The following is a 22404-nucleotide window of genomic DNA, read 5'->3' as shown; positions in this document are numbered from 1 at the left end:
GGAAGGGAAAACCAATATGGACGCTCTGCGCTTTCACTGGTGCTCGCCCCCCGACACGGGGCAGGCGACGCCGACGGATACCTACAAGATCGGCGCGCTCGACATGGGTGAAGTCATCGACTTCGTCCAGGAAGCCGAAGAACTCGGCGTCGACAGCCTGCTGTTCGGGATATCCAACTACCTGCCCGATCCGCTCCCGGTGCTCGGCGCTCTCTCGCAGGTGACGGACCGCGTCAAGTTCATGCTCGCCTACCGGCCGGGCCTGATGTCGCCGACCCTCTTCGCGCAGGTCGTCAACACCCTGTCCTGGATGACGGACGGGCGCATCTCCCTCAACATCGTCTCCGGGATCTCGCCTGCGGAGCAGGCCGGTTACGGCGATTTCCTCAGCCATGACGAGAGGTACGCGCGGTGCAATGAGTTCCTTGAGGTCATTCGGGGCCTCTGGGAAGGCGAGTCGCCGCTGAGCTACGACGGGCAGCACTACACCGTCAAGGACGCGGCGCTGGGCCTCGGTCACAAGGGCGGCGGAAGGCCCGAGATCTACATCAGTGGGGCGTCCGCCGTGGCACAGCAGACGGCGCTGGCTTCCGGTGACTGCTGGCTGCGTTACGGAGACACCCCCGAGGGGCTCGCCGAGGCGACCCGGCCGCTCATCGACGGTGGGTGCCGGGTGGGCACCAGAATGCACGTGCTGTCCCGGCCCACGCGCGAAGAGGCGGTGGCCGAACTCGCCCACCTCATGCGCAATCCGGACGAGAACCACGAGGCGTGGATCCGTCAGTGGGTGAACACGACCGACTCCGAAGCGGTGAAGTCCTCCTACCGGCTCGCGGACAGCGCGACCGACGAATGGCTGTCGCCCTACATCTGGACCGGTGCCGTTGCCTACCGCGGCGGTCCGGCACTGTGCATCGTCGGCAGCCATGAGGAAGTGGCCCAGTACGTCCACAGCTACAAGGCCGCGGGCATCAGCGAGTTCATCTTCTCCGGATGGCCGACCCGGGACGAGATGAGGAACTTCTTCACCAACGTGGTCCCCCTGATCCGGCGCCTCGAGGAGCAGTCGTCATGAGCGAGCAGGATGACCGCGAGCTGCTGCTCGTCGGCGTCGGATTCATGGGCCGACCCTATGCTGCGGCCGCCCGGCGGCTGGGCCTGCGCGTGCGCGCAGTCGAGGCGCACGACTGGGCCGGGGCGATCGAGCACCTGGTCGATGAAGTCGAGCCGAGCCAGGGCAGGTACGGCTCGCTGGACGAGCTGTGGGCCGAGACCGTCCACGCCGCCGTGGAGAAGAGCCGGCCGACTGGAATCTTCGGGTTCACCGAGTCCCACGTCCTCGGAGCGGCCATGGCTCAGGACCGGTTCGGTCTGCCGGGGCCGTCGCTCCAGGCAGCCGTGATCTCGCGGAACAAGGCACTGCAGCGCGGACGCTTTCGCGCCCACGGGGTCGGCCAGCCCGAGTACCTCCTCACGAACGACCTGTCGGATGCGGCGGATTGGGCCGGCGCCCGCCTTCCCGTGGTGGTGAAACCGCTGTCGTCGGCCGGCAGCGACGGCGTCGAGCTCGTGGCCGATGCCGCCGCCTTCGAGAGTGCCGCGCTGCGGCGGGCCTCGGAGCGGCCGCTGCTGGTGGAAAAGGCGATCGAGGGGCCCGAGTACAGCTGGGAAGCCCTGGTTCGTGACGGCGAGGTCTGGTTCGCGAACGTGACCGCCAAGACCACGACGGGCGCGCCCAACTTCGTCGAACTGGAGCACCGGGCCGCGGCGCCCCTGTCGGCGCAGGATGCCGAGCGTGTCGCCGAACTCGGCCGGTCTGTCCTCTCGGCCATCGGGATGCGTACCGGCATCGTCCATCTGGAGTTCCGGCTGACGAGTTCAGGGCCTGCGGTGATGGAGGTGGCGGTCCGCACTCCCGGCGACTACATCATGGAGCTGTGCTCCCTGGCGTACGGGATCGACTGGTTCGAGATGGTGGTGCGACTCGCCGTCGGCGCCGAACTGCCACCGCCGCCGGAGGGGCCGGTGCGGCACGCGGCCAGCCTCTTCGTGGTCTCCGACCCCGGCCAGGTGATCGCGCTCGACGGACTGGACACGGTCCGGAGTCACCCTGCCGTCGTGGACGCCGCGTTCAAGGTGGCGGTCGGCGACACCGTCGGACGGACTTCCTCCTCCCTGCAGCGGACCGCGTACGCGGTGCTCGCCGCGGATTCGCCCGAGGAGCTGGAAGAAGCAATCGAGTTCACCCGGCGAACCCTGTCGATCAAGACGGTTCCCGCGGCGACTGAGGAGTGACCCGTGCACATTGTTGTCGTCAATCGCTGGCCGAGGTTCCGCGACGGGCACCGCTGGGACTTCTCGCTCGGCCGCTTCGAGGAGCTCATCGACCATGAGCGGCATCGCGTCAGTTACGTGGTCGACCCGGTCGGCGTCACCGGCGTTCTCGCAGATCCCTCGCAGATCGCCAGTCTCGTCGAGATCGAGGACGTCAACGACTTCGAGGCGCTTTGCGGAGCGGTCCGGAAGATCGCGGATCAGGTGGGGCCGGTCGATCAGCTCATCGCCGTGTCCGAATTCACCCTCGGCATAGCGGCTGAGGTCCGCGAGGCACTTGGCATCCCCGGCCCGCGTCCTGAGGACGTGGCGGTCTACCGCAACAAGCTGAGGATGAAGGAAGTGGTGGCGGAGGCGGGCATACGTGTGCCTCTCTTCGCTTCCTGTGACCCTGCGGAGTCCGCGGTGGGGTTCGCTCGGACGACCGGGTTCCCGCTGATACTCAAGCCGGTGTCCGGGGCGGCGAGCATGGGAGTGCACCGCGTCGAGGACGAAGGCACGCTCACGACGCTGCTGGGGCAGATCGACACCGGCGACTACGAACTCGAGGAGTTCATCGAGGGGCCCATCTACCACGTGGACGGGTTCGCCGGCGAAGATTCGCAGATCCCGTTCATGGCGGTGTCCCGCTACATCAATGACTGCCTGTCCTTCGAGGCCGGCGGGCAGCCGCTCGGTTCGGTCGTCGTCCAGGCGTCCGCGTTGCGGAGCCGCATAGAAGAATTCGCGCAGCAGTGCATTTCGGCTCTGGGCATGACCTCCATGCCGTTCCACCTCGAACTCTTCGTCACTCCGGACGGAGACCTGGTCTTCCTGGAGATCGCGGGCCGCATCGGCGGAGCCGAGGTGCCGTATCTCACGGAAAAGCTCTTCGGAGTCAACCTTTTCCAGGTCTGGCTGGACGCCCTCTGCGAGGGGCGGGTGACGCTCCCGCCCATGACAGGCGATCCGTCGGGCGGCTGGCTGATCATCCCGAAACCGGACGGGCTGCCGGCACGGGTCGTCACGGCGACCTCCATGCGCGGGGATTTCGGCACGATCTGGCGCGAGTTGGTGCCGAGCCCAGGTGAAGTCCTGCTTCCGGGGGGCAGTTACGACGCGGTGCACAGCGGGCGGTTCATCCTGACCGGGGATGAGGCGACCGTGGAAGAAGACATTCGGAAGATTATCGCCGGTTTCCATCTCGAAACCGTTCCGGTGTCGGAGTGACGAGTCTCCCGCCGATCTGCGGCCGGCGGAGCAAAAGGGAGCACCCAATCTGATGACCACGCGATCACGGCTGCACCAAAGGCTTTTCGCCTGCGGTGTTCTCCTCGGAATCGTCGCAGAGCAGATGATCTTGTTCGCTGTGCCTCTGCTTATCTTTCAGGACACCAAAGACGTATCTGCTCTCGGATTCGCCTATGTGATCGAGTGGCTTCCGGCCCTGCTCGCGTATCCGTTCGCCGGCCTCCTCGCCGATCGGGACGGCGGCGCACGGCTGTTCCGCTTCGTCACCGCGGGCCGGGCCGTCGTCCTTGGCGGCGCCCTCGTCGGCTGTCTGGCCGCCCCTTCCCTGCTGACACCGATCCTGATGACCTCCGGGGCGCTGCTTTCCCTCTTGATGGCGCCGGTACGGATGTCCGTCGAGAAGGTGGTGCCGCAACTGGCCAAGGGTACGGAGCTGGCGAAAATTCAGGGCCTGGTCCAGAGCATGGAGGTGTCGGCGATGGCCGTCGGCCCCGCCCTGGCCATGCTGGGCGTGGCCTTCATCGACAAGATCTGGCTCCTGGGCGGCGCCTCAGCGATCTTCCTCGCGGCGGCGGCCTGCTGGCTACCGCTGCCTCGCGGGCTGCGGTCGCCCAGCAGCGGTGGAGCGCGAGAGACGCTTGCCGAGCTCCGCCTGGGCTGGTCACTCCTGGGACGCAGCCGACCGCTCGTCCTGCTGGCCAGCCTCAACTTCTCGATCAACCTGGTCTTCGCCGTGGTGCTCAGTGCCAATGCCGCACTTGTCACGGGCGTGTTCCACGCACCCGAGTCCACGTTTGCCTTGCTCAACATCTGCGTCGGCGTACTGGGAATCATCAATCTCCTGGTGATCCCATCCTTGCTCAGATACGTCGACGTTCGGATCCTCGGAATCTTCGGTCTCGCTCTTCTCTGCGTGTGCCTGCTCCTTATCGGGTTCGCTTCCTCAATGCTGCTGTATGGTGCGGCATTCGTTGCGGCGATGCTCGGCGTGACTTACTTCAACGTTTTCAACCGCACGCAACGGATCAAGGTCCTGCCAGAGGAGCACCTGGGCAAGGTGATGGGGCCCTTCTATCTGCTCAACATGCTGGCCCTGCCCCTCGCCGGCCTTCTCGTAGCCGGTTTCGGATCCAGCGTGGGCCCGCAACGGCTTGTCGCCGTACTGGCGATAGCACTCACCGGATTCGGCGCGATCATGCTGCCGTTGACGGTACGTGCTTTCGGCCGCGCAATTGCCGCACGGGAAGTGTCTCTCGTGGACGCGAACGCAGGAGGAGCTTGATGGACGTGGGTTCTGTACGGTTCAGCGAACTCTTCGGCTCGTTCCCGACCCCGATTGCGATTGTCACGGCAACGGATGAGGAAGGTAAGCCGTTCGGATTCACCAGCAACGCGGTGTGCGCTGTGTCGGCAGCGACGCAGATGCTGCTCATATCCGTGGGCAAGGGGTCCCGGACTCTGCCGGCGATCATGTCGTCGAAGGCGTTTGCGGTGAACTTCCTCTCTGCGTCCGGGCGGGCCGCCTCACAGGTGTTCGCGAGCAAGGCCACGGACAAGTTCGCCGATTTGAAATGGCAGCCTTCAGTTGTCGCGGAAGGCGCGCCGCTGCTCCTCGACATCGCCCTGAGCTATGCGGAATGCAGGGTTGAGAGTGCGATCGAGGTGAGCGACCACTGGCTCTTCATCGCCCGGGTGGAAGGCGCCGGAGTATTCCCTCGCGAACCATTGCTTTATCGCAGGGGCGACTACGGCGTCTGGTCGCTGCAGAATGCCGACGCGCAAGAATTGTCGGCTATTTAAAGGGCGTCGACCATCGCCTGTCGATAATTCAAACAGAAAGGCATCGCATGGATATCGGAGCCGTAGACCACGTCGAGTTCTACGTCGGGGACGCCCAGCAGTCCGCGTTCTACCTCTGCACCGCGTTCGGCTTCCGCGTATGTGGACAGGCCGGTCCCGAGACCGGGCAGGACGACCACCGCTCGCTGCTGCTGCGTCAGGGCGGTATCGAGATCGTTCTCACCTCTGCCCTGAGACCCACCCACCCGGCGGCGTCCTATGTGGCGCAGCACGGCGACGGCGTCGCCAACATCGCATTCGAGGTCACCGACGCGGCCAAGGCGTTCGCGACGGCGGTGGAGCGGGGTGCCACCCCGGTCGAGCAGCCCGTCGTCCACAGCAAGGACGGCACCGAGGTCGTCACCGCGTCGGTCCTGGGCTTCGGGGACGTGGCGCACCGGTTCGTCCAGCGGACGGGAGACCGCGAGCAGTTCCTGCCCGGCGTGATGGACATCATCGCTCCGGATCCCGACGAGGGTGAGCACCTGCTGAGCACCGTGGACCACGCGGCGATCTGCTTGCCCGCGGGCCAGCTCCGTCCCACGGTCGCCTTCTACGAGAAGGTCTTCGGCTTCTCCCAGATCTTCGAGGAGTTCATCGAGGTCGGCAGCCAGGCCATGGACTCCAAGGTGGTGCAGAGTCCGTCCGGCAAGGTGACCTTCACGCTGATCGAGCCGGTGACCGACCGGGAGCCCGGCCAGATCGACACCTTCCTGGCCCGCCACGGCGGCGCCGGCGTGCAGCACCTGGCACTGCTGTGCGACGACATCGTGGGCACCGTACAGACCCTGGAGAACCGGGGCGTCAAGTTCCTGCAGACGCCGGACTCCTACTACGAGCAGCTTCAGGAACGCTTCGCGCGCACGAATCTCCAGGTCGAGGACCTGCGCCGGACCAACGTACTGATCGACGAGGACCACTGGGGCCAGGTGTTCCAGATCTTCACCCAGTCCCAGCACGTACGGAAGACGTACTTCTGGGAGGTCATCGACCGGCACGGCGCCCGCACCTTCGGCAGCGGCAACATCAAGGCCCTCTATGAGGCGGTGGCCCGCGAGAAGGCCCCTTCCTGACCCGGGTACCTCGCGCATCCCGTCCATCGACATACGTACTCATACGTACTTGTGAGGAAGACCATGACCGTTCAAGACTCCCGGACTTTCGCACTGACCGACGAGGAACTCAGCCTCCTCCCGTCCGACGAGGACGTCGCCTTCTACGCCGAGCACGGCTGGTACCTGTCGAAGAAGCTCTTCACCGACGAGGAGGTGGACCAGCTGGAGGCCGCCGGCGAGCGCTTCTACGGCGGCCATCGTGACCGGACGCTGCCGGTCCGCCCGCCCAAGCTGGCGTACTGGGAGCCGGAGCACGGTCCTGTCCAGCGGCACAACGACTACATCCACTACGAGGACGACACCATCGGCCGCATCCTGCGCAAGCCGCTGCTGGGTGCTGTGGCGGCACGGCTTGCCGAGGCGGAGCAGATACGGGTGTTCCAGTCGACCCTCATCTACAAGCCGCCGGTGGCGCAGGAGCAGTCGAACATCGTGCCCTGGCACTTCGACCGGCACTACTGGGCCACGTCCACCTCCGAGCGCATGCTGACGGCGTTCATCCCCTTCCACGACTGCAGTGAGGAGATGGGCACCATCACGATGGTCGACGGCAGCCACGTGTGGAAGGAGATGTCCGAGAACGACAGCACCTCTCTCCACTTCGCCGAGCGCGACCGCAGCGAGCTGGACGAGATGCTCGAGGAGAACGCCGCCTTCAACGGAGTCGAAGTACACAAGATCCCGGTCTTCATCCCGAAGGGACACGTGAACTTCCACCACTGCCGTACCTATCACGGCAGCGGTGCCAACGTCAGTGACCGTCCGCGTCGGGCCATCTCGTTCCACCTGCAGGACGGCGAGAACCGGTACCGCGAGTTCTTCCGCTCGGACGGCACCCAGGTCTCCTACAACCACGACGTGCTCGTTCGACGGACCGCCGAAGGCACTCCGGACTACAGCGACCCCGAGTTTCTCCCCCTTCTGTGGAGCAACCACTGATGCGAAGTGCCGCAGTGGTCGGAACCGGCCTGATCGGTACATCGATCGCCCTGGCCCTTCGGGGCCGGGGCGTGACCACGTATCTGATCGACACGAACCCGGAAGCGGCGCGCATGGCTGCCGATCTCGGGGCCGGTATCGCGGGAAGGCCTCGTGAACCGGTCGATCTGGCCGTCATCGCGGTGCCACCGCAGCAGGTCGCGGCGGCGCTCAAGGAGCATCAGCTGCAGGAGCTCGCGCATGACTTCACGGATGCGGCGAGCGTCAAGGAAGGGCCTCAGCGGGAGGCGGCCCAGGCCGGCTGCGACCTGACTCGCTTTGTCGGGGGGCATCCCATGGGCGGCCGGGAGCAGTCCGGGCCACTGGCGGCGAGGGACGACCTGTTCCAGGGACGGCCCTGGGTGCTCACTCCCTCCCCGCAGACTCGGGTGCAGACCGTCGAGCGCGCGGAGAAGCTGGCCGGGTTGTGCGGAGCCCGGCCGGTAGTGATGGCCCATGCGGAGCACGACCGGGCGGTCGCGCTCACCTCCCACGCCCCTCATCTGGTGTCGAGCCTGCTCGCGGCACGTCTGCTGCAGGGCGACCAGTCCCAGCTGGGGCTCGCGGGACAAGGACTCCAGGACGTGACCCGCCTCGCCGGAGGCAGCGTCGAGCTGTGGACGGACATCCTCGGCTCCAACGCCGTGGCCGTCGCCGACGTCCTCGCAGAGTTCGCACACGACGTGCACCTGGTGGTCGACGCCCTGCGGGCGTTGGGCACCGCCCGGGAGCCGGAACAGCGGCGTGCCCCTCTGGACCGGCTCTCGACGGCCCTGCTCCGCGGTGTACAGGGCCGGGCTCGGATCCCCGCACGTAGCACGGGCGGACTTGGCTTGATCCCGGCCTACGCGACCGCACCGAGAGGAGTCTGAGCGGTGACTCAAGCTGCTCCGCCGCTCCCGCATGCGCTCCCGTATGCGCTGTCGCTTGCCGAGCTGCACGGATCGCTCGGTGACCCGGTCCTCGATGCGATGAACTTCCTCAACGAGGTCGTCGGCCGTTTCCCGGACGCGATCTCCTTCGCTCCTGGCCGGCCCGCCGAAGGCGACTTTGAACCGGAGGACCTCGCACGTCATCTCCTCACGTACACCACGTACTTGGAGAAGGAACGCGGCTGGTCACGTGATCAGGTGAGAACCCAGCTGTTCCAGTACGGTCGTACCAACGGGATCATCCACGAACTGATCGCCAGGACGGTCGCGAACGACGAGGGAATTCAGGTCCCGCCGGAAGCGATCGTGGTGACGACCGGTTGCCAGGAGGCCATGCTCCTCACCCTGCGGGCGCTCTTCGCCCGGCCCGAGGACACTCTGCTGGTCAGCTCGCCGTGCTACGTGGGCATCACGGGTGTGGCCCGGCTCCTGGGTATCCGGGTGCGCCCCGTGCCCGAAGGCCCCACCGGACCCGACCCGGAAGCGGTGCTGGCGGCTGTCCGTGCCGGCAGGGAGGCCGGTGAACGCCCTCGGGCCTTCTATGCGGTACCGGACTTCGCCAACCCGTCAGGAGCGAGCATGAGCCTCGCGGCCCGGGAGCGTCTGCTGGAGGTGGCCGCGGGCGAGGACCTGCTCATCCTGGAGGACGACCCTTATGGGTTCTTCGTCCGGATCGGATCGGCCCGCCCGACGCTGAAGGCCCTCGACCACGGCCGACGCGTGGTGCATCTGGGTTCTTTCGCCAAGACGGCGCTGCCCGGAGCCCGTGTGGGCTACGTCATCGCCGACCAGGAGGTCATCGGTCCGGCCGGCCGGCGCTCTCTGCTCGCAGACGAGCTGTCGAAGATCAAGAGCATGACCACGGTCAACACCTCGGCCGTCAGCCAGGCCGTCATCGGCGGACTGCTCATCGAGAGCGACTGCCGGCTCCGCGAGGCGAACTCCCAGGCCATCGCCTACTACCGCACGAACATGGACACGCTGCTCGACGAGTTGGAGCGGCACTTCCCCGCGAAACGCCAGGCCGAGCTCGGTATCTCCTGGAATCGTCCGGACGGCGGCTTCTTCGTCGTTGTCAATGTCCCCTTCGCCGCCGACCACAAGGCCCTGGAGCTCTCCGCACGCGCGTTCGGCGTGCTGTGGACCCCGATGTGCGACTTCCATCTGGATGGTGGTGGCACCCGCCGGCTGCGTCTCTCGTGCAGTTCTCAGAGCCCGGAAGTGATCACCGAGGGCATCGCCAGGCTGGCCGCCTTCATCACCGCGCAGATCGCCGACACAACCGCCTGATGGCGGGTCACTGACATCCGTTTACAGTACGGAGATACGGAGCCAGAGTGGTGCTGACGCTGCATACGTACGAGGCAGCGGCCAAGGAGCGGTTGCCGGGACCGGTATGGGACTTCCTTGCAGGCGGCAGCGGCACCGAGTCGATGCTGACGGCGGGGCGAGAAGCTCTGGACCGCATTCAGTTGCGGCCGCGTTGTCTCGTCGATGTCTCCCGCTGCGACTCCCGCACTTATCTGCTGGGTGCGGAGCTGGCGGCTCCGTTGGGCATTGCCCCCATGGCGTACCACCAGCTCGCCCACCCGGAGGGCGAGGTGGCGACGGCGCGAGCCGCAGGCGAGGCCGGCGCACTGCTCACGGTCAGCATGTTCGCGAGCCGGACTCTCGAGGACATCGCTGCTGCCGCGAGTGGCCCCTTGTGGCTTCAGCTCTACTGGCTCAAGCGCCGTGAGCTGATGATCGACCTGATCCGCCGGGCCGAGTCCGCCGGCTTCCGGGCGTTGGTACTGACGGTCGACGCACCCAGGGTCGCGTTCCGCCCGCGGGACGCGATCAACGGGTTCTCGGTTCCCCCGGGTATACGAGCGGTCAACTTGTCTTCGGAGGTCATGGCTGCTTCCCACGGGAGCCGGGCCGGGGAATCGGCTATCGCAAGACACTCGATGGAGCAGTTCGATCCCTCAATAACCTGGGAGGACCTCGCCTGGCTGCATGAAGTGACGTCCTTGCCGGTGGTGTTGAAGGGCGTGCTGACCGGGGAGGACGCCCAACTGGCCGTCAAGCACGGCATTTCAGGACTGATCGTCTCCAATCACGGTGGTCGGCAGCTTGATTTCTCCAGGAGCGCTCCGGAATGCCTCACCGAGGTGGTGGATGCCGTGGACGGAGGATGTCAGGTAATTCTTGACGGGGGAATCCGGCATGGTGCCGACATGGCCAAGGCCCTTTGCATGGGTGCGGACGCGGTAATGATGGGGCGTCCGGCTCTCTGGGGTCTTTCTCATTCTGGCGCCGAGGGGGTTGCAGGGGTCTTGCGACTGCTCATCGACGAGTTTCATGAGGTCATGGCCTTGATGGGCTCGCCGACTGTCGCCGATTTCGGGCGGTCTGGAGTCTCATATCCCATGTGGGGCCATCTTTCGCCACGCTGACGCCCGCCAGGGCCTGCTGGGCCGTACGCGTCATGCCGGACGCGCGTGAAAGCCCCGCGCGCCGCCTCGCCGCCACACCGGCAGCCGCCCAGCGCGTTCCAGCATGCGTGCCACTGGTGCCCCGGGACGCCGCTGCACTGGGCCGTGCTCAACGGCTCGGTGGGGGAGGCCGTGGCACGCCTTCATCGACCGCCGCCTGTATCTGCCCGACGAATGGACGGCCGACCGCGAGCGGTGCCTCGAGGCCGGAGTGCCGGCCGACGCCGGCCACGGCCGTGATCCGCAGCTTCGGGCCTGGTGTCACGGGCAGAAGGTGCCGTACGTGTTCGGCGTCCCGGTCGACCTCCCGCTCGACGGCCCGCCGGGCAAGCCGGCCGTGAAGCGCGCCGAGGGCCCCGGTCAACGGCTTGGGGGGGGGGGGGGGGGGGGGGGGGGGGGAGGGGACAAAAGTAACGGTCATCTGCCGCCCCTCACTCCCTCCAGGCGCTATGCTTCCCACCCCAACCTCTCTGGCCTCTACCCCTCTCGCCCTATCATTCGCCACCCTCCACCCCCCCCCTCTCCCCCCCCCCCGCCCCCCCCTTCCCCCCCCCCCTCCCCCCCCCCCCCCCCCCCCCCCCCCCCCCCCCCCGCTCCGGTGCCATTCCGTGCTCCCAGAGGCGCATGAGCGTGCATGGCGCCACCATCACTCAGGTCGCCCTCTTCACGTTTCCGCAGTTCAGGACGCCCGTCCTTGAGTCAGCCCCCCATGTGGCACCACTCGGACTTGCGTATGGCGCCATCATGGTGCCATGATGGCATTATGGACCTCACCCCGTATGTCGACACCCTCCGCCGCGAACTCGCGGTGGCCGCCGAAGCCGGCGGCGACGAAGCCCGTGAGCTGGCCGAGAGGCTCACCGCTCCCCTGGAGTCGGCGACCCGGCTGACCATGCTCAACGTGCTCTCCGCCGCGATGGACGAGATCACCCGCGAACTCGCCCCCGGCTCGGTCGACGTACGGCTGCGCGGGCTCGACCCCGACTTCGTCGTGACACCGCCGCCCACCGGCGGCGGCGCCCCCGCGGAGCCCGCCGCGCCCGTCGAACCGCTCAAGACCCCGGCCCCGGCGGACGCCGACGAGGGCGGCACCGCCCGCGTCAACCTGCGCCTGCCGGCCCATCTCAAGGCCCGCGCCGAGGAGGCCGCGAGCCGCGAGGGTCTGTCGGTCAACGCGTGGCTGGTGCGCGCCGTGTCGGCCGCGGTCGACGGCGGTACCCGGCCGCGTACGACGGAGAAGACCCAGACCGTCGGACAGAGCTACACGGGCTGGGTGCGCTAGCCGCGCCCCCGCCCGCACCACTTCACCCACACCACGTCCCACCAGCGGGGACGCCCTGAAGACCCAAGAGGACGGGACAGCCATGCCTTCTTTCGACACTCCCGAACCGATCTCGGCCACGGCGCACGTGGAGGCCGGTTCCATCCAGTTCACCGCGGGCGACCGTCTCGACACCGTCGTCGAGGTGCGGCCCCGCGACCCGAAGCGGGACCAGGACGTACGGGCGGCCGACCAGACCGAGGTCACGTACGTGAGCGGCGTCCTGACCGTCAGGACGCCCAAGCAGCGCTATCTCGTCGGGCGCACCGGCACCGTCGATGTGACGGTCGAACTGCCCACGGGCTCGCGCGTCGACATGACCGGCGCCTGGGCCCAGGTGCTCGGCGAGGGCCGGCTCGGCGAGGTACGAGTGAAGACCTCGTCCGGTGACGTCCGCCTCGACACGACCGGGCCGCTCCAGCTGACCGCCTCCCACGGCTCGATCACCGTCGACCGGATCGAGGGCATGGCTGAGATCACCACCAGCTCCGGCAGCCTGCGCGTCGGCATCGTCGACGGTCCCGCCGTCCTGAAGAACTCGCACGGCACCACGACCGTCGGCACCGCGACCGGCGACCTGCGGGTGAGCGGCGCCAACGGCGACATCGACATCGCGCGCGCCGAGGGCTCGGTCGTCGCGACCACCGCCCATGGCACCCTGCGCGTCGCCGAAGTCGCCCGCGGCACAGTCCAGTTGGAGACCTCCTACGGCGCCATCGAGGTCGGCATCCGCGAGGGCACCGCTGCCTGGCTCGACGTCAGCTCCGGCAACGGGCAGGTACGCAACACACTCGCCACCTCCGAGACCCCGGAGAAGACCGAGGACACCGTCGAGGTCCGCGCCCGTACCCGCTACGGCAACATCGACGTGCGCCGCGCCCGGGCCTGACACCGGCCCCGCCAACTCGCCCACTCCCACTCCCACTTCCCAGTGACTTCAGCCTTCGAAAGGGAGGGCTCCGTGCCTTCTTCTGTCATGCCCACATCCAGGCGGGGCGGCGGTCCGCTGTCGCCCGCCGCCGTCTCCGCCATCGGTCTGCGCAAGTCGTACGGCGACAAGACCGTGCTCGACGGCATCGATCTGCGTATCCCGGCCGGGTCCGTGTTCGCGCTGCTCGGGCCCAACGGCGCCGGCAAGACCACCGCCGTCAACATCCTCTCCACCCTCATCACCGCCGACGCCGGCGACCTGCACGTCGCCGGTCACGACCTGGCCACCGACCCGCAGGCGGTGCGCGCCGCGATCGGCGTCACCGGGCAGTTCTCCGCCGTCGACGGCCTGATCACCGGCGAGGAGAACATGCTCCTCATGGCGGACCTGCACCACCTCTCCCGCAGCGAGGGCCGCCGAACCGCCGCCGAGCTGCTGGAACGCTTCGACCTCACCGACGCCGCGAAGAAGCCCGCCTCCACCTACTCCGGCGGCATGAAGCGCCGCCTCGACATCGCCATGACCCTGGTCGGCAGCCCGCGCATCATCTTCCTCGACGAGCCGACCACCGGCCTCGACCCTCGCAGCCGCCACAACATGTGGCAGATCATCCGGGAACTCGTCTCCGACGGCGTCACCGTCTTCCTCACCACCCAGTACCTGGAGGAGGCCGACCAGCTCGCCGACCGCATCGCCGTGCTCAACGACGGCAAGATCGCCGCCCAGGGCACCGCGGAAGAGCTGAAGCGGCTGATCCCCGGCGGCCATGTCCGGCTCCGCTTCTCCGACCCGTCCGCGTACCAGTCCGCCGTCCTCGCGCTGCGCGAGGTCACCCTCCCCCAAGCTCTCGGCTCCGCTCGAGCAGGGGGTGCCCCCATCGACGACTCCCTCACGCTGCAGATCCCCAGCGACGGCACCCAGCGCGAGCTCCGCTCCATCCTCGACTGGCTGGACGCGGCCGGCATCGAGGCGGACGAGCTGACCGTGCACACCCCCGACCTCGACGACGTGTTCTTCGCCTTGACCAGCGGCACCAACCCGCCCCCCAAGGAGGCTGTCCGATGAGCTCCCTCTCCCTCGCCGTGCGCGACTCGTCCACGATGCTGCGCCGCAACCTGCTGCACGCGCGGCGCTACCCGTCCCTCACCCTGAACCTGCTGCTCACGCCGATCATCCTGCTGCTGCTCTTCGTCTACATCTTCGGCGACGTGATGAGCGCGGGCATGGGCGGCGGCGGCGCAGACCGCTCCGAGTACATCGCCTACCTCGTGCCGGGCATCGTGCTGATGACCATCGGCGGCACCGTGGTCGGGACCGCGGTGTCCGTCTCCAACGACATGACCGAGGGCATCATCGCCCGCTTCCGCACGATGGCGATCCACCGCGGGTCCGTGCTCATCGGGCACGTCGTCGGCAGCGTGCTGCAGTCGGTCATGAGCGTGGTCCTCGTGGGCGCCGTCGCGGTGGCCATCGGCTTCCGGTCCACGGATGCCACGGCCCTGGAGTGGCTGGCGGCGTTCGGGCTGCTCGCGCTGGTCGCCCTGGCGCTCACCTGGATCGCCGTCGGGATGGGCATGGTCAGCCCGAACGCCGAGGCGGCCAGCAACAACGCGCTGCCGCTGATCGTCCTGCCGCTCATCTCGAGCGCCTTCGTCCCGGTCGACGCGATGCCGGGCTGGTTCCAGCCGATCGCCGAGTACCAGCCGTTCACGCCGGCCATCGAGACCCTGCGCGGGCTGCTGCTCGGCAGCGAGATCGGCCACAACGGGTGGCTCGCGGTCGCCTGGTGCCTGGGCCTCACCGTGCTCGGCTACTACTGGTCGAAGGCGGTCTTCAACCGCGATCCGAAGTAGCCAAGACGACCGCGCGGGACCCGCCTCCCGCATCTCGTCCCACCCGAGGGCGGCGTACCCCGACACGGCATCGGCGTACGCCGCCCCGCCCCGTACACCGGGAACGAGCGGGTTGAGCGAACGAACGGCTATACGTACAAGGTGGTTGGGAAGGTCGGTACGACGTCGCCGTTGGCCACCCGTAGAGGCCCGGTTTCAGCCGGTGCCAGCCGGACTCCGGCACCTGCCGGACCATCTGCGTTGACCCGAATTCTTCGCGAGCACATCAAGGCCGAGGAACTGAAGCCCGGCGATCTGCTCTTCTCGGGAGAGGGGGCGCCATGTTGGCCGGCTCGGTCTTCCGCCGTGCCTGGCGCACGGCCCGCGTCGACCTGACGCAGCTGGACGAATAGGGGCGATCGGCGAGCCTGGTGACCATTGGAGCGGGGAGCCTGCTGAGGTTGAGTCGCAACCTCAGCAGCACCTCCGTGGTCTGGCAATGTGTATTTGTGCATGAGTTCTTGGATGACCGGCCCGAACCGCTGACGGCTTGCTGGATCGACTGGATCGCGGTTCCCACCGGAGATCAGTCAGGAGTCATGGAGGTCCTGGGTCTGGCTCAACCCAGGCCTGTGACGTTCGCGCTGGCCAACGACGTGGTTGATTCCGACAGCCACGGAGGAACTGCCGCGGACTTCGGCCCCCTCGCGCGGGTATTCGTGACCCCCGAACTCGACGGCTGGACCTTGGTCATCGGCCGCTGGTGCAGCCCAGTCGTGGACGAGCGAAGCGAGGACGTTCTGCGGCTGTGTGCAGCGCTGAGCGCCCGCTACGGCCAGGCGCAGGCCTACTACTTCGGATGGCAAGGCGACGGTTCAGCGTGGATCGTGGCCGAGGACGGTGCCGTAGTTCGACGCTACTGCGAGACGGGTGACGGCGAGGATGAGCTGCTGACCCTCGGGGAGCCGCTTCCCTTTGAACGGGCTCGGCGGGCAGAGCTGGGTTTGTCGCCGGAGTGGGACGCGGCGGAGGAGAACGAAGACGACGAGGACGAGTGGAAGTGGGCCGCACACGACATGGCCCCTGAGATCGCCGAGGCGCTCGGCGTCAGCCCGCTCGCCATCACGCCGGACACACCGGTACGGGGAACCGGCGTACTGGCCCTGACTCCGTACGGTGTCGCCCACGGCGTCCCGCCGGGCGCCTCACCTCACAGCCGGGCAGGAGAAGCGTGATCGGCGCCCCGGAAAACGCCACCGTCGTATCCACCGTGGCCACCCGCAGAGCCCCGGTGACAGCCGGAGAGCGACTCTTAGTCTGCTCAATGAGCAGGCTGAAAGTCCCTGGCGTTGTCGAAGATCGACGCAGGCCTGACCTGCAAAAAAGCCCTCCGCGAGGGAGGGCTGAACACCGGCAGAAAGAGTGCCCCCGGCAGGACTCGAACCTGCGGCCAAGCGCTTAGAAGGCGCCTGCTCTATCCACTGAGCTACGGGGGCCGGAAGGTGGCCGTGGTGGCCTGGAGCCCCGGGGTGGGGGTGGGACCGTGACCTTGCCGGGTCAAGGATAGGGCTCCGGTTGCCTTGCCCCGGCTGCTTCGCCCGCGTGGCACGTTGTGGAGGTTCGGTGAAGCGGTCCCGATAATCGCAGGCAGGTACGAATCCTGCAGCGCTTTTGACGTCCCACGCCCCGGGTGTTGTGCACTCGTTATGCCTGCGCCCCAGTCGTCCCTTCTGTCCCTGGCGCCCGATCGGCGCGCAGGGGTTGCCATACGCTTCAAAAAGACTCCAAAATTGGGCATTCTTCGCATGTGGTGACCATGGATGTACGGCCTCAGCTGCTTGAAGCACTCTCCACCCTGCGCGACCGAGTCGCTGCCGTGCGTCTTCCGCTCCCCCTTCCGGGGGCGCCACGGGCGCGGCAGGCCCGGGCCGAACTGCTCGCGCAGCTCGACGACTACTTGGTGCCCCGCCTGACCGCACCCGAAGCACCGATGCTCGCCGTTGTCGGCGGATCCACCGGGGCCGGGAAGTCCACGCTGGTCAACTCCCTCGTGGGACGGCAGGTCAGCGAAGCCGGGGTGCTGCGCCCGACCACTCGTACGCCGGTGCTGGTGTGCCATCCGGAGGACCGGCACTGGTTCGCCGACACGCGCGTACTGCCTCAGCTCGCCCGCGTGTGGCGGCCGCATCAGGAGGAACGCGGCACCGGGCGGGAGCTGCGGGTCGAGACCGTGGGCAGCCTGCCGCGCGGGCTCGCGCTGCTCGACGCGCCCGACATCGATTCGCTCGTCGTCGAGAACCGCACGCTGGCCGCCGAGTTGATCTGCGCCGCCGACGTGTGGGTGATGGTGACGACCGCCTCCCGGTACGCGGACGCCGTGCCCTGGCATCTGCTGCGTACGGCAAAGGAGTACAACGCGACGCTGGTCACGGTGCTGGACCGGGTGCCGCACCAGGTGATCAACGAGGTGTCGCGGCAGTACGGCGCGCTGCTGACCAGGGCCGGCCTCGGGGACGTCCCCCGCTTCACCATCCCCGAGCTGCCCGAGTCGACCGGCGGTGGCGGGCTGCTGCCCGGCAACGCCGTCGCGCCGCTCGCCGCCTGGCTCGCACACCGGGCGCAGGATCCGGCGGCCCGGCAGCAGGCGGTGAGCCGTACCGCGGCCGGCGTCATCGCCTCGCTGAACCGCCGGATGCCCGGGCTCGCCTCGGCGGTGGCCGCTCAGCACGCCGCCGCCGTACGGCTGACAGGAGCCGTCGAGGAGGCGTACGGGCGCGAGGGCCGGCGCGTGCTCGGCCGGCTGAAGGCGGGTGCCGTGCTCGCCGGGGACGCGTTGACGCGGTGGCGCGGGTTCCCGCTCGACACCACCGCCGGCGAGCTCCTCGACTCCCTGGTGGAAAGCCTCACCGCGCTCCTGCAGTGCGCCGTGGCCGCGGCCGACGAGCGCATCGCCGAGACCTGGCGCCGGGAGCCCGCGGCCGCCGACGTCGGACGGGAGGGCCCGGACCGGGAGGCGGGCGAGCGCATCGGCATGGCCGTACGGCGCTGGCGGCGGGTGCTGGAGGAGCTGGCCGAGGAGGAGGTACGGCTGATGGAGCGCTCGGCGGCGCCCGACCCGGAGGCCGTGGCGGCCCTGCTCGCGGCGGCCCTGCTCGGCGGGCAGCGGGCCCGCACGGCCGGCGAGCGGCTGGCCGAACGGATCGGCGCCCAGGCCGCGCTGCGGCTGCGCGACCGCGGCGGCGAGCTGCTCACCACGCACCTGGACCAGGCGCTGCGGGCCGAGCGGGACCGCCGGCTCGCGCCGCTCGACGCACTGGAAGTGACACCGGAACCGCAGGCGGAGCTGATCGCCGCGCTGTCCGTACTGCAGAAGGAGAGGTGACCGCGGTGACTGCCGTGACCGACCAGGACGAACACAACGAGACCCGCTGGGACGACGGACTGATCGCGCGGCGCGTGCCGGACGCCCAGGCGGGGGCGGCGGACGCGGACACGGACGACGAGGACTGCCGGTTGCTCATCGACCTCGGCCTGGACGGCAGCGGCGGGATGGGCGGGACCGGCGGCGGGCACGGGGAGGACGGGGACCGGCTGTCCGGGGACCGGGCCGCGGTGGCGTCCGGCGGGCCTCTGCGCGTACGGCTGGACGCCCTGCGGGAGCTGATCGGGCTCTCGCACACCCGCCTCGACGGCAAGACCCTCGCCGAGGCGGGCCGGGTGCTCGACGAGGCGGCCGCCCGGCGCGGACTCTCGCCGCAGCACACCGTCGTCGCCATCGCCGGGGCGACCGGGAGCGGCAAGTCGACCCTCTTCAACGCCCTCGCCGGGACGCAGATCTCGGAGACCGGGCTGCGCAGGCCCACCACCGCCGCGCCCATCGCGTGCAGCTGGACGGACGGCGCCGCCGGACTGCTCGACCGGCTCGACATCCCGGGCCGGCTGCGCCGCAGGCCGATGAACGGCGGCGAGGCGGACGAGGCCATGCGCGGGCTCGTCCTGGTCGATCTGCCCGACCACGACTCCGCCATGGCCACCCACCGTGAGCATGTCGACCGGGTGCTGGCGCTGGTGGACGCGGTGATCTGGGTCGTCGACCCGGAGAAGTACGCGGACGCCGTCCTGCACGAGCGCTACCTCCGGCCGCTGGCCGGGCACGCCGAGGTCACCTTCGTCGTACTGAACCAGGTGGACCGGCTGCCCGGTGAGGCCGCGGACCAGGTGCTGGACGACCTGCGCAGGCTGCTCGACGAGGACGGCATGGCGCTCGGCGAACACGGCGAGCCGGGGGCCACCGTGCTGGCCCTCTCCGCGCTGACCGGAGAGGGCGTCGGTGAACTCCGGGAGATGCTCGGACAGTTCACCCAGGAGCGGGGCGCCGCGACGCGGCGGCTCTCCGCCGACGTGGACGGGGCCGCGTGGCGGCTGCGACCGGTGTACATGGCCGACGGGCGGCCGGAGATCAGTACCGCGGCGCGTGAGGAGTTCGAGAACCATCTCGCGGAGGCGGTGGGCGCGCTGGCCGCCGGCCAGGCGGCGGAGCGCGCCTGGCGGCGGAACGCGGGGCGGGCGTGCGGTACGCCGTGGCTGCGGCTGTGGCGCTGGTACCAGGCGCAGCGCTTCCCGCGCGGCCTGGTGCGCCTGCCCACCCCGTCCGCCGCGGCCGAGGTGGGGATCACCGCGCGCCAGCGGGTGGAGCAGGCGGTGCGTACGGTCGTGGACGACGCGGCCGCCGGGCTGCCCAGCCCGTGGGCGCAGGCGGTGCGCGAGGCGGCGGTACGGGGGGCGGAGGGGCTGCCGGAGTCGCTGGACGAGCTGTCGGTGACGGAGGGGGTGCCGCCGGGGCGGCCGCCGAGGCCCGCCTGGTGGCCGGCGGCGGTGCTCGCGCAGGCCTCGATGACGTTGTTGCAGATCTATGGCGGGCTGTGGCTGCTGGGGCAGATCGTCGGAGTGCTCGAGCCGGCTCTGTTGCCGCCCGTGCTGCTGATGCTGGCCGGGATCGTGGGCGGGCCGCTGGTGGAGTGGACCTGCTCGATGGCGGCCCGCGGTCCTGCGCGCCGGTACGGGCAGGACGCCGAACGGCGGTTGCGGCAGGCGGCGGCCGGGTGCGGCCGGGCGCGGGTACTGGAGCCGGTGGCGGCGGAGTTGCTGCGCTACCTGGAGGTGCGGCAGCAGTACGTGACGGTGGCCGAGTTGTCCACAACCCGTCACTAGTCCACAGCCCCGAGCGGGCTTCCGCCGATCGGCGCACCATGTGAGCAGGAGGACAGGCAGGGACGGGGCAGGCAGGGACGGGACAGGCAGGGACGGACGGGGAGGGACCGCCATGAACGACACGACGATCACACTGGTGGGGAATGTCGCTACACGGGTGGAATACAAGGAGTCGGCGGCGGGCGCGGTGGCCCGCTTCCGGTTCGCGGTGACCGCGCGCCGCTGGGACCGGGAGAAGGACGTGTGGACGGACGGGGCCACCAGCTTCTACACGGTGTGGGCCCGGCGCATGCTGGCCACGAATCTGGCCGGCTCGGTGTCCGTGGGCGAACCTCTCGTCGTGCACGGCCGTCTGAGGGTGCGCGACGAGGAGCAGCGGGACGGGAAGCGGTGGTTCTCGGCGGACATCGAGGCGCTGGCGGTGGGGCACGACCTGGCGCGCGGTACGTCGGCGTTCCGGCGGGTGGTGAAGGGCGAGCCGGCATTGACGGAGCCTCAGAAGGCCGCGGCGATATAGAGGTTACGGCGGCGGGACGGTATGCGGGTCGATTTGTCGGTAGTGCCGGGGCTGGGCGGGTGGGCGCCATAACGATTCCGATTCGGAATGGTTGTGGGGAGGCAGGACCGGGGAGCGTGATCCACTCCCTCTTTAGGATTCCGTCGTACTCACAGGGCACTTGAGTCTCAGGCGAGACGGCTCCCCCACACGCGTCACCGGCGCGAACGCCACTCGCCCGGAGGGGAATTCCTTGTTTTCTACGTTCTCCGCGCGAGGGCGGGGTCCCGCCCGCCTTGCTGCGGCACTCCTGGTATCCGGTCTCCTCGCGTCGGGGGCGACAGCCACCGCCGGTGCGGCGGCGGCCGATGAATCCCCCCACTACCAGGGGGGCGCCAGTGCCACCTTGGACGGCCTGAGGACTTTCGACAGCGCCGTACTGACACTGGAGGGCACGCGGCGGCAGATCCCCGCCGGGCTCTTCGAGATGAGAGTCGACAACGGGGGCACGCTCCAGACGTACTGCATCGACCTCCACAACCCGGTGCAGAAGGAGGCGAAGTACGTCGAGACTCCCTGGAGCGGCACCTCACTGGGCAGCAATCCCGATGCCGGCCGGATCCGCTGGATACTTCAGCACTCCTACCCGCAGGTGAACGATCTCGACGGGCTGGCCAAGGCGGCCGGTGCCACCGTGCTCAGCCGGGAGACCGCCGCGGCCGGGACGCAGGTCGCGATCTGGCGCTTCTCGGACGGCGCGGACGTGCAGGCGCTGGACCCGCAGGCCGAGAAGCTCGCCGACTACCTCCAGCAGAAGGCGGAGAGCCTGCCGGAGCCCGGCGCCTCGCTGACCCTGGAGACGAGCGCGGTCTCCGGGAGGGCCGGGGAGAGGCTGGGACCGGTCACCGTCCGTACGGACGCGCAGGACGTGACCGTGGCCGCGGCCACCGATCTCGCCCACCCCGGCGTCAGGATCGTCGGCAAGGACGGCACACCGGTCACCGCCGCGGCCAACGGCGCTCAGCTGTTCTTCGACGTTCCCGCCGACACCCCGGACGGCTCGACCTCGCTGACCGTGCAGGCCACCACCCGGGTCCCGGTCGGCCGGGCATTCGCCGGCGCGTCCAGAAGCCAGGCGCAGATCCTCGCCGGCTCCAGTGGGTCGACCGTCTCCGCCACGGCCAGCGCGACCTGGGCGAAGAAGGGGCCGATCCCGGCGGTTTCCGCCAGGAAGAACTGTGCGAAGGGGGGTGTGGACATCACGGCCACCAATGCGGGCGACGAGCCGTTCACCTTCGAACTCAAGGGTCTCCGCCACACGATCGCGGCGGGCCGGTCGCGGACCGTCACGGTCCCGGTGCCGGAGGACCAGGCGTACGACTTCACGGTCACCGGTGCCGACGGCTTCACCCAGCAGTTCACGGGGGTGCTCGACTGCAGGACGGCGGGCAGCACCGGCGGCGCGCCCGAGCAGCCGGCCTCCCGGCCCAGCCCGGCCGGTGGCGCGGACGACGGCGGCCCGGTCGACCTCGCGGAAACCGGCGCCTCCGGCGCCACCCCGGTGATCGCGGGCATCGCCCTGGCCCTTCTGCTGGGGGGTGGCGCGACGGTCTTCCTGCTCCGCAGGAAGAAGCCGACCGGAGGGGAGGAGTAGCCGGAGGGGCGGACTAGCTCGCGCCAAGGGCCTACGCAGGCCTCCGAGGGCCTC

19 protein-coding genes and 1 tRNA gene are annotated in these 22404 nt (G+C 69.1%); 19 read left to right on the top strand and 1 reads right to left on the bottom strand.

Annotated elements, in window-relative coordinates:
• Nucleotides 1-16: 16 nt before the first annotated feature.
• The 15 genes from ACWV17_RS14925 (at nucleotide 17) to ACWV17_RS14855 (ending at nucleotide 16224) form a co-directional block, all read left to right on the top strand.
• Nucleotides 17-1075: an LLM class flavin-dependent oxidoreductase gene (locus ACWV17_RS14925; protein WP_455354443.1), complete on the top strand. Its 1059-nt coding sequence runs from the start codon at nucleotides 17-19 to the stop codon at nucleotides 1073-1075.
• On the top strand, nucleotides 1072-2295 hold the full coding sequence (locus tag ACWV17_RS14920; protein WP_455360077.1) for an ATP-grasp domain-containing protein: 1224 nt from the start codon (nucleotides 1072-1074) through the stop codon (nucleotides 2293-2295). The genes ACWV17_RS14925 and ACWV17_RS14920 overlap by 4 nt, the downstream gene beginning before the upstream one ends.
• Before the next feature lie 117 nt (nucleotides 2296-2412).
• Nucleotides 2413-3543, top strand: a complete 1131-nt coding sequence (locus ACWV17_RS14915) for an ATP-grasp domain-containing protein (RefSeq protein WP_455360076.1) — start codon at nucleotides 2413-2415, stop codon at nucleotides 3541-3543.
• Between the two features lie 52 nt (nucleotides 3544-3595).
• Nucleotides 3596-4846, top strand: a complete 1251-nt coding sequence (locus tag ACWV17_RS14910) for an MFS transporter (protein WP_455360075.1) — start codon at nucleotides 3596-3598, stop codon at nucleotides 4844-4846.
• Complete coding sequence (locus ACWV17_RS14905; RefSeq protein WP_455354439.1) at nucleotides 4846-5364, top strand: flavin reductase family protein; 519 nt, start codon at nucleotides 4846-4848, stop codon at nucleotides 5362-5364. The genes ACWV17_RS14910 and ACWV17_RS14905 overlap by 1 nt, the downstream gene beginning before the upstream one ends.
• Before the next feature lie 47 nt (nucleotides 5365-5411).
• Nucleotides 5412-6476: a 4-hydroxyphenylpyruvate dioxygenase gene (hppD, locus tag ACWV17_RS14900; RefSeq protein ID WP_455354438.1), complete on the top strand. Its 1065-nt coding sequence runs from the start codon at nucleotides 5412-5414 to the stop codon at nucleotides 6474-6476.
• Nucleotides 6477-6539: 63 nt separating this feature from the next.
• The gene (locus ACWV17_RS14895) at nucleotides 6540-7457 is read left to right on the top strand and encodes a phytanoyl-CoA dioxygenase family protein (protein WP_455354437.1); all 918 of its coding nucleotides are present in this window, start codon (nucleotides 6540-6542) and stop codon (nucleotides 7455-7457) included.
• On the top strand, nucleotides 7457-8368 hold the full coding sequence (locus tag ACWV17_RS14890) for a prephenate dehydrogenase (RefSeq protein WP_455360074.1): 912 nt from the start codon (nucleotides 7457-7459) through the stop codon (nucleotides 8366-8368). The genes ACWV17_RS14895 and ACWV17_RS14890 overlap by 1 nt, the downstream gene beginning before the upstream one ends.
• Nucleotides 8369-8371: 3 nt before the next feature.
• Nucleotides 8372-9718, top strand: a complete 1347-nt coding sequence (locus tag ACWV17_RS14885) for an aminotransferase-like domain-containing protein (protein WP_455360073.1) — start codon at nucleotides 8372-8374, stop codon at nucleotides 9716-9718.
• A gap of 47 nt (nucleotides 9719-9765) precedes the next feature.
• The gene (locus ACWV17_RS14880) at nucleotides 9766-10866 is read left to right on the top strand and encodes an alpha-hydroxy acid oxidase (protein ID WP_455360072.1); all 1101 of its coding nucleotides are present in this window, start codon (nucleotides 9766-9768) and stop codon (nucleotides 10864-10866) included.
• Between the two features lie 802 nt (nucleotides 10867-11668).
• Nucleotides 11669-12187, top strand: coding sequence for a toxin-antitoxin system HicB family antitoxin (locus tag ACWV17_RS14875; protein ID WP_455354433.1), 519 nt, complete (start codon nucleotides 11669-11671; stop codon nucleotides 12185-12187).
• Nucleotides 12188-12269: 82 nt separating this feature from the next.
• A complete protein-coding gene (locus ACWV17_RS14870; protein ID WP_455360071.1) occupies nucleotides 12270-13115 on the top strand; it encodes a DUF4097 family beta strand repeat-containing protein in 846 nt (281 codons plus the stop codon).
• Between the two features lie 87 nt (nucleotides 13116-13202).
• On the top strand, nucleotides 13203-14222 hold the full coding sequence (locus ACWV17_RS14865) for an ATP-binding cassette domain-containing protein (protein WP_455360070.1): 1020 nt from the start codon (nucleotides 13203-13205) through the stop codon (nucleotides 14220-14222).
• Nucleotides 14219-15010, top strand: coding sequence for an ABC transporter permease (locus ACWV17_RS14860; RefSeq protein ID WP_455360069.1), 792 nt, complete (start codon nucleotides 14219-14221; stop codon nucleotides 15008-15010). The genes ACWV17_RS14865 and ACWV17_RS14860 overlap by 4 nt, the downstream gene beginning before the upstream one ends.
• A 440-nt stretch (nucleotides 15011-15450) precedes the next feature.
• The gene (locus tag ACWV17_RS14855) at nucleotides 15451-16224 is read left to right on the top strand and encodes a hypothetical protein (RefSeq protein ID WP_455360068.1); all 774 of its coding nucleotides are present in this window, start codon (nucleotides 15451-15453) and stop codon (nucleotides 16222-16224) included.
• Between the two features lie 188 nt (nucleotides 16225-16412).
• On the opposite strand, the gene ACWV17_RS14850 is transcribed toward ACWV17_RS14855, so the two are convergent.
• Nucleotides 16413-16485: transfer RNA gene (locus ACWV17_RS14850), tRNA-Arg, on the bottom strand.
• Between the two features lie 320 nt (nucleotides 16486-16805).
• Between ACWV17_RS14850 and ACWV17_RS14845 the strand changes: the two genes are divergently transcribed.
• From ACWV17_RS14845 to ACWV17_RS14830, 4 genes are all read left to right on the top strand, one after another.
• Nucleotides 16806-18371, top strand: coding sequence for a dynamin family protein (locus ACWV17_RS14845; RefSeq protein WP_455360067.1), 1566 nt, complete (start codon nucleotides 16806-16808; stop codon nucleotides 18369-18371).
• A gap of 5 nt (nucleotides 18372-18376) precedes the next feature.
• The gene (locus ACWV17_RS14840; protein ID WP_455360066.1) at nucleotides 18377-20200 is read left to right on the top strand and encodes a GTPase; all 1824 of its coding nucleotides are present in this window, start codon (nucleotides 18377-18379) and stop codon (nucleotides 20198-20200) included.
• Between the two features lie 112 nt (nucleotides 20201-20312).
• Nucleotides 20313-20717 carry a single-stranded DNA-binding protein gene (locus ACWV17_RS14835; protein WP_455360065.1) on the top strand — a complete coding sequence of 135 codons (405 nt, stop codon included), beginning with the start codon at nucleotides 20313-20315 and terminating at the stop codon, nucleotides 20715-20717.
• 232 nt (nucleotides 20718-20949) lie between these two features.
• Nucleotides 20950-22350 carry a Cys-Gln thioester bond-forming surface protein gene (locus ACWV17_RS14830; protein WP_455360064.1) on the top strand — a complete coding sequence of 467 codons (1401 nt, stop codon included), beginning with the start codon at nucleotides 20950-20952 and terminating at the stop codon, nucleotides 22348-22350.
• Nucleotides 22351-22404 lie beyond the last annotated feature (54 nt).

It is taken from the genome of Streptomyces mabaensis (assembly GCF_053763515.1).
The sequence above is the reverse complement of the archived record's forward strand: the minus strand, read 5'-3'. Positions and strand labels throughout refer to the sequence as shown.

What these genes read in the sequence shown, in the direction of transcription:
- ACWV17_RS14925 (WP_455354443.1), top strand. Translation starts at nt 17, where the DNA reads ATGGACGCTCTGCGCTTTCACTGGTGCTCGCCCCCCGACACGGGGCAG.
- ACWV17_RS14920 (WP_455360077.1), top strand. Translation starts at nt 1,072, where the DNA reads ATGAGCGAGCAGGATGACCGCGAGCTGCTGCTCGTCGGCGTCGGATTC.
- ACWV17_RS14910 (WP_455360075.1), top strand. Translation starts at nt 3,596, where the DNA reads ATGACCACGCGATCACGGCTGCACCAAAGGCTTTTCGCCTGCGGTGTT.
- ACWV17_RS14905 (WP_455354439.1), top strand. Translation starts at nt 4,846, where the DNA reads ATGGACGTGGGTTCTGTACGGTTCAGCGAACTCTTCGGCTCGTTCCCG.
- hppD (WP_455354438.1), top strand. Translation starts at nt 5,412, where the DNA reads ATGGATATCGGAGCCGTAGACCACGTCGAGTTCTACGTCGGGGACGCC.
- ACWV17_RS14895 (WP_455354437.1), top strand. Translation starts at nt 6,540, where the DNA reads ATGACCGTTCAAGACTCCCGGACTTTCGCACTGACCGACGAGGAACTC.
- ACWV17_RS14890 (WP_455360074.1), top strand. Translation starts at nt 7,457, where the DNA reads ATGCGAAGTGCCGCAGTGGTCGGAACCGGCCTGATCGGTACATCGATC.
- ACWV17_RS14875 (WP_455354433.1), top strand. Translation starts at nt 11,669, where the DNA reads ATGGACCTCACCCCGTATGTCGACACCCTCCGCCGCGAACTCGCGGTG.
- ACWV17_RS14870 (WP_455360071.1), top strand. Translation starts at nt 12,270, where the DNA reads ATGCCTTCTTTCGACACTCCCGAACCGATCTCGGCCACGGCGCACGTG.
- ACWV17_RS14865 (WP_455360070.1), top strand. Translation starts at nt 13,203, where the DNA reads ATGCCCACATCCAGGCGGGGCGGCGGTCCGCTGTCGCCCGCCGCCGTC.
- ACWV17_RS14860 (WP_455360069.1), top strand. Translation starts at nt 14,219, where the DNA reads ATGAGCTCCCTCTCCCTCGCCGTGCGCGACTCGTCCACGATGCTGCGC.
- ACWV17_RS14845 (WP_455360067.1), top strand. Translation starts at nt 16,806, where the DNA reads ATGGATGTACGGCCTCAGCTGCTTGAAGCACTCTCCACCCTGCGCGAC.
- ACWV17_RS14835 (WP_455360065.1), top strand. Translation starts at nt 20,313, where the DNA reads ATGAACGACACGACGATCACACTGGTGGGGAATGTCGCTACACGGGTG.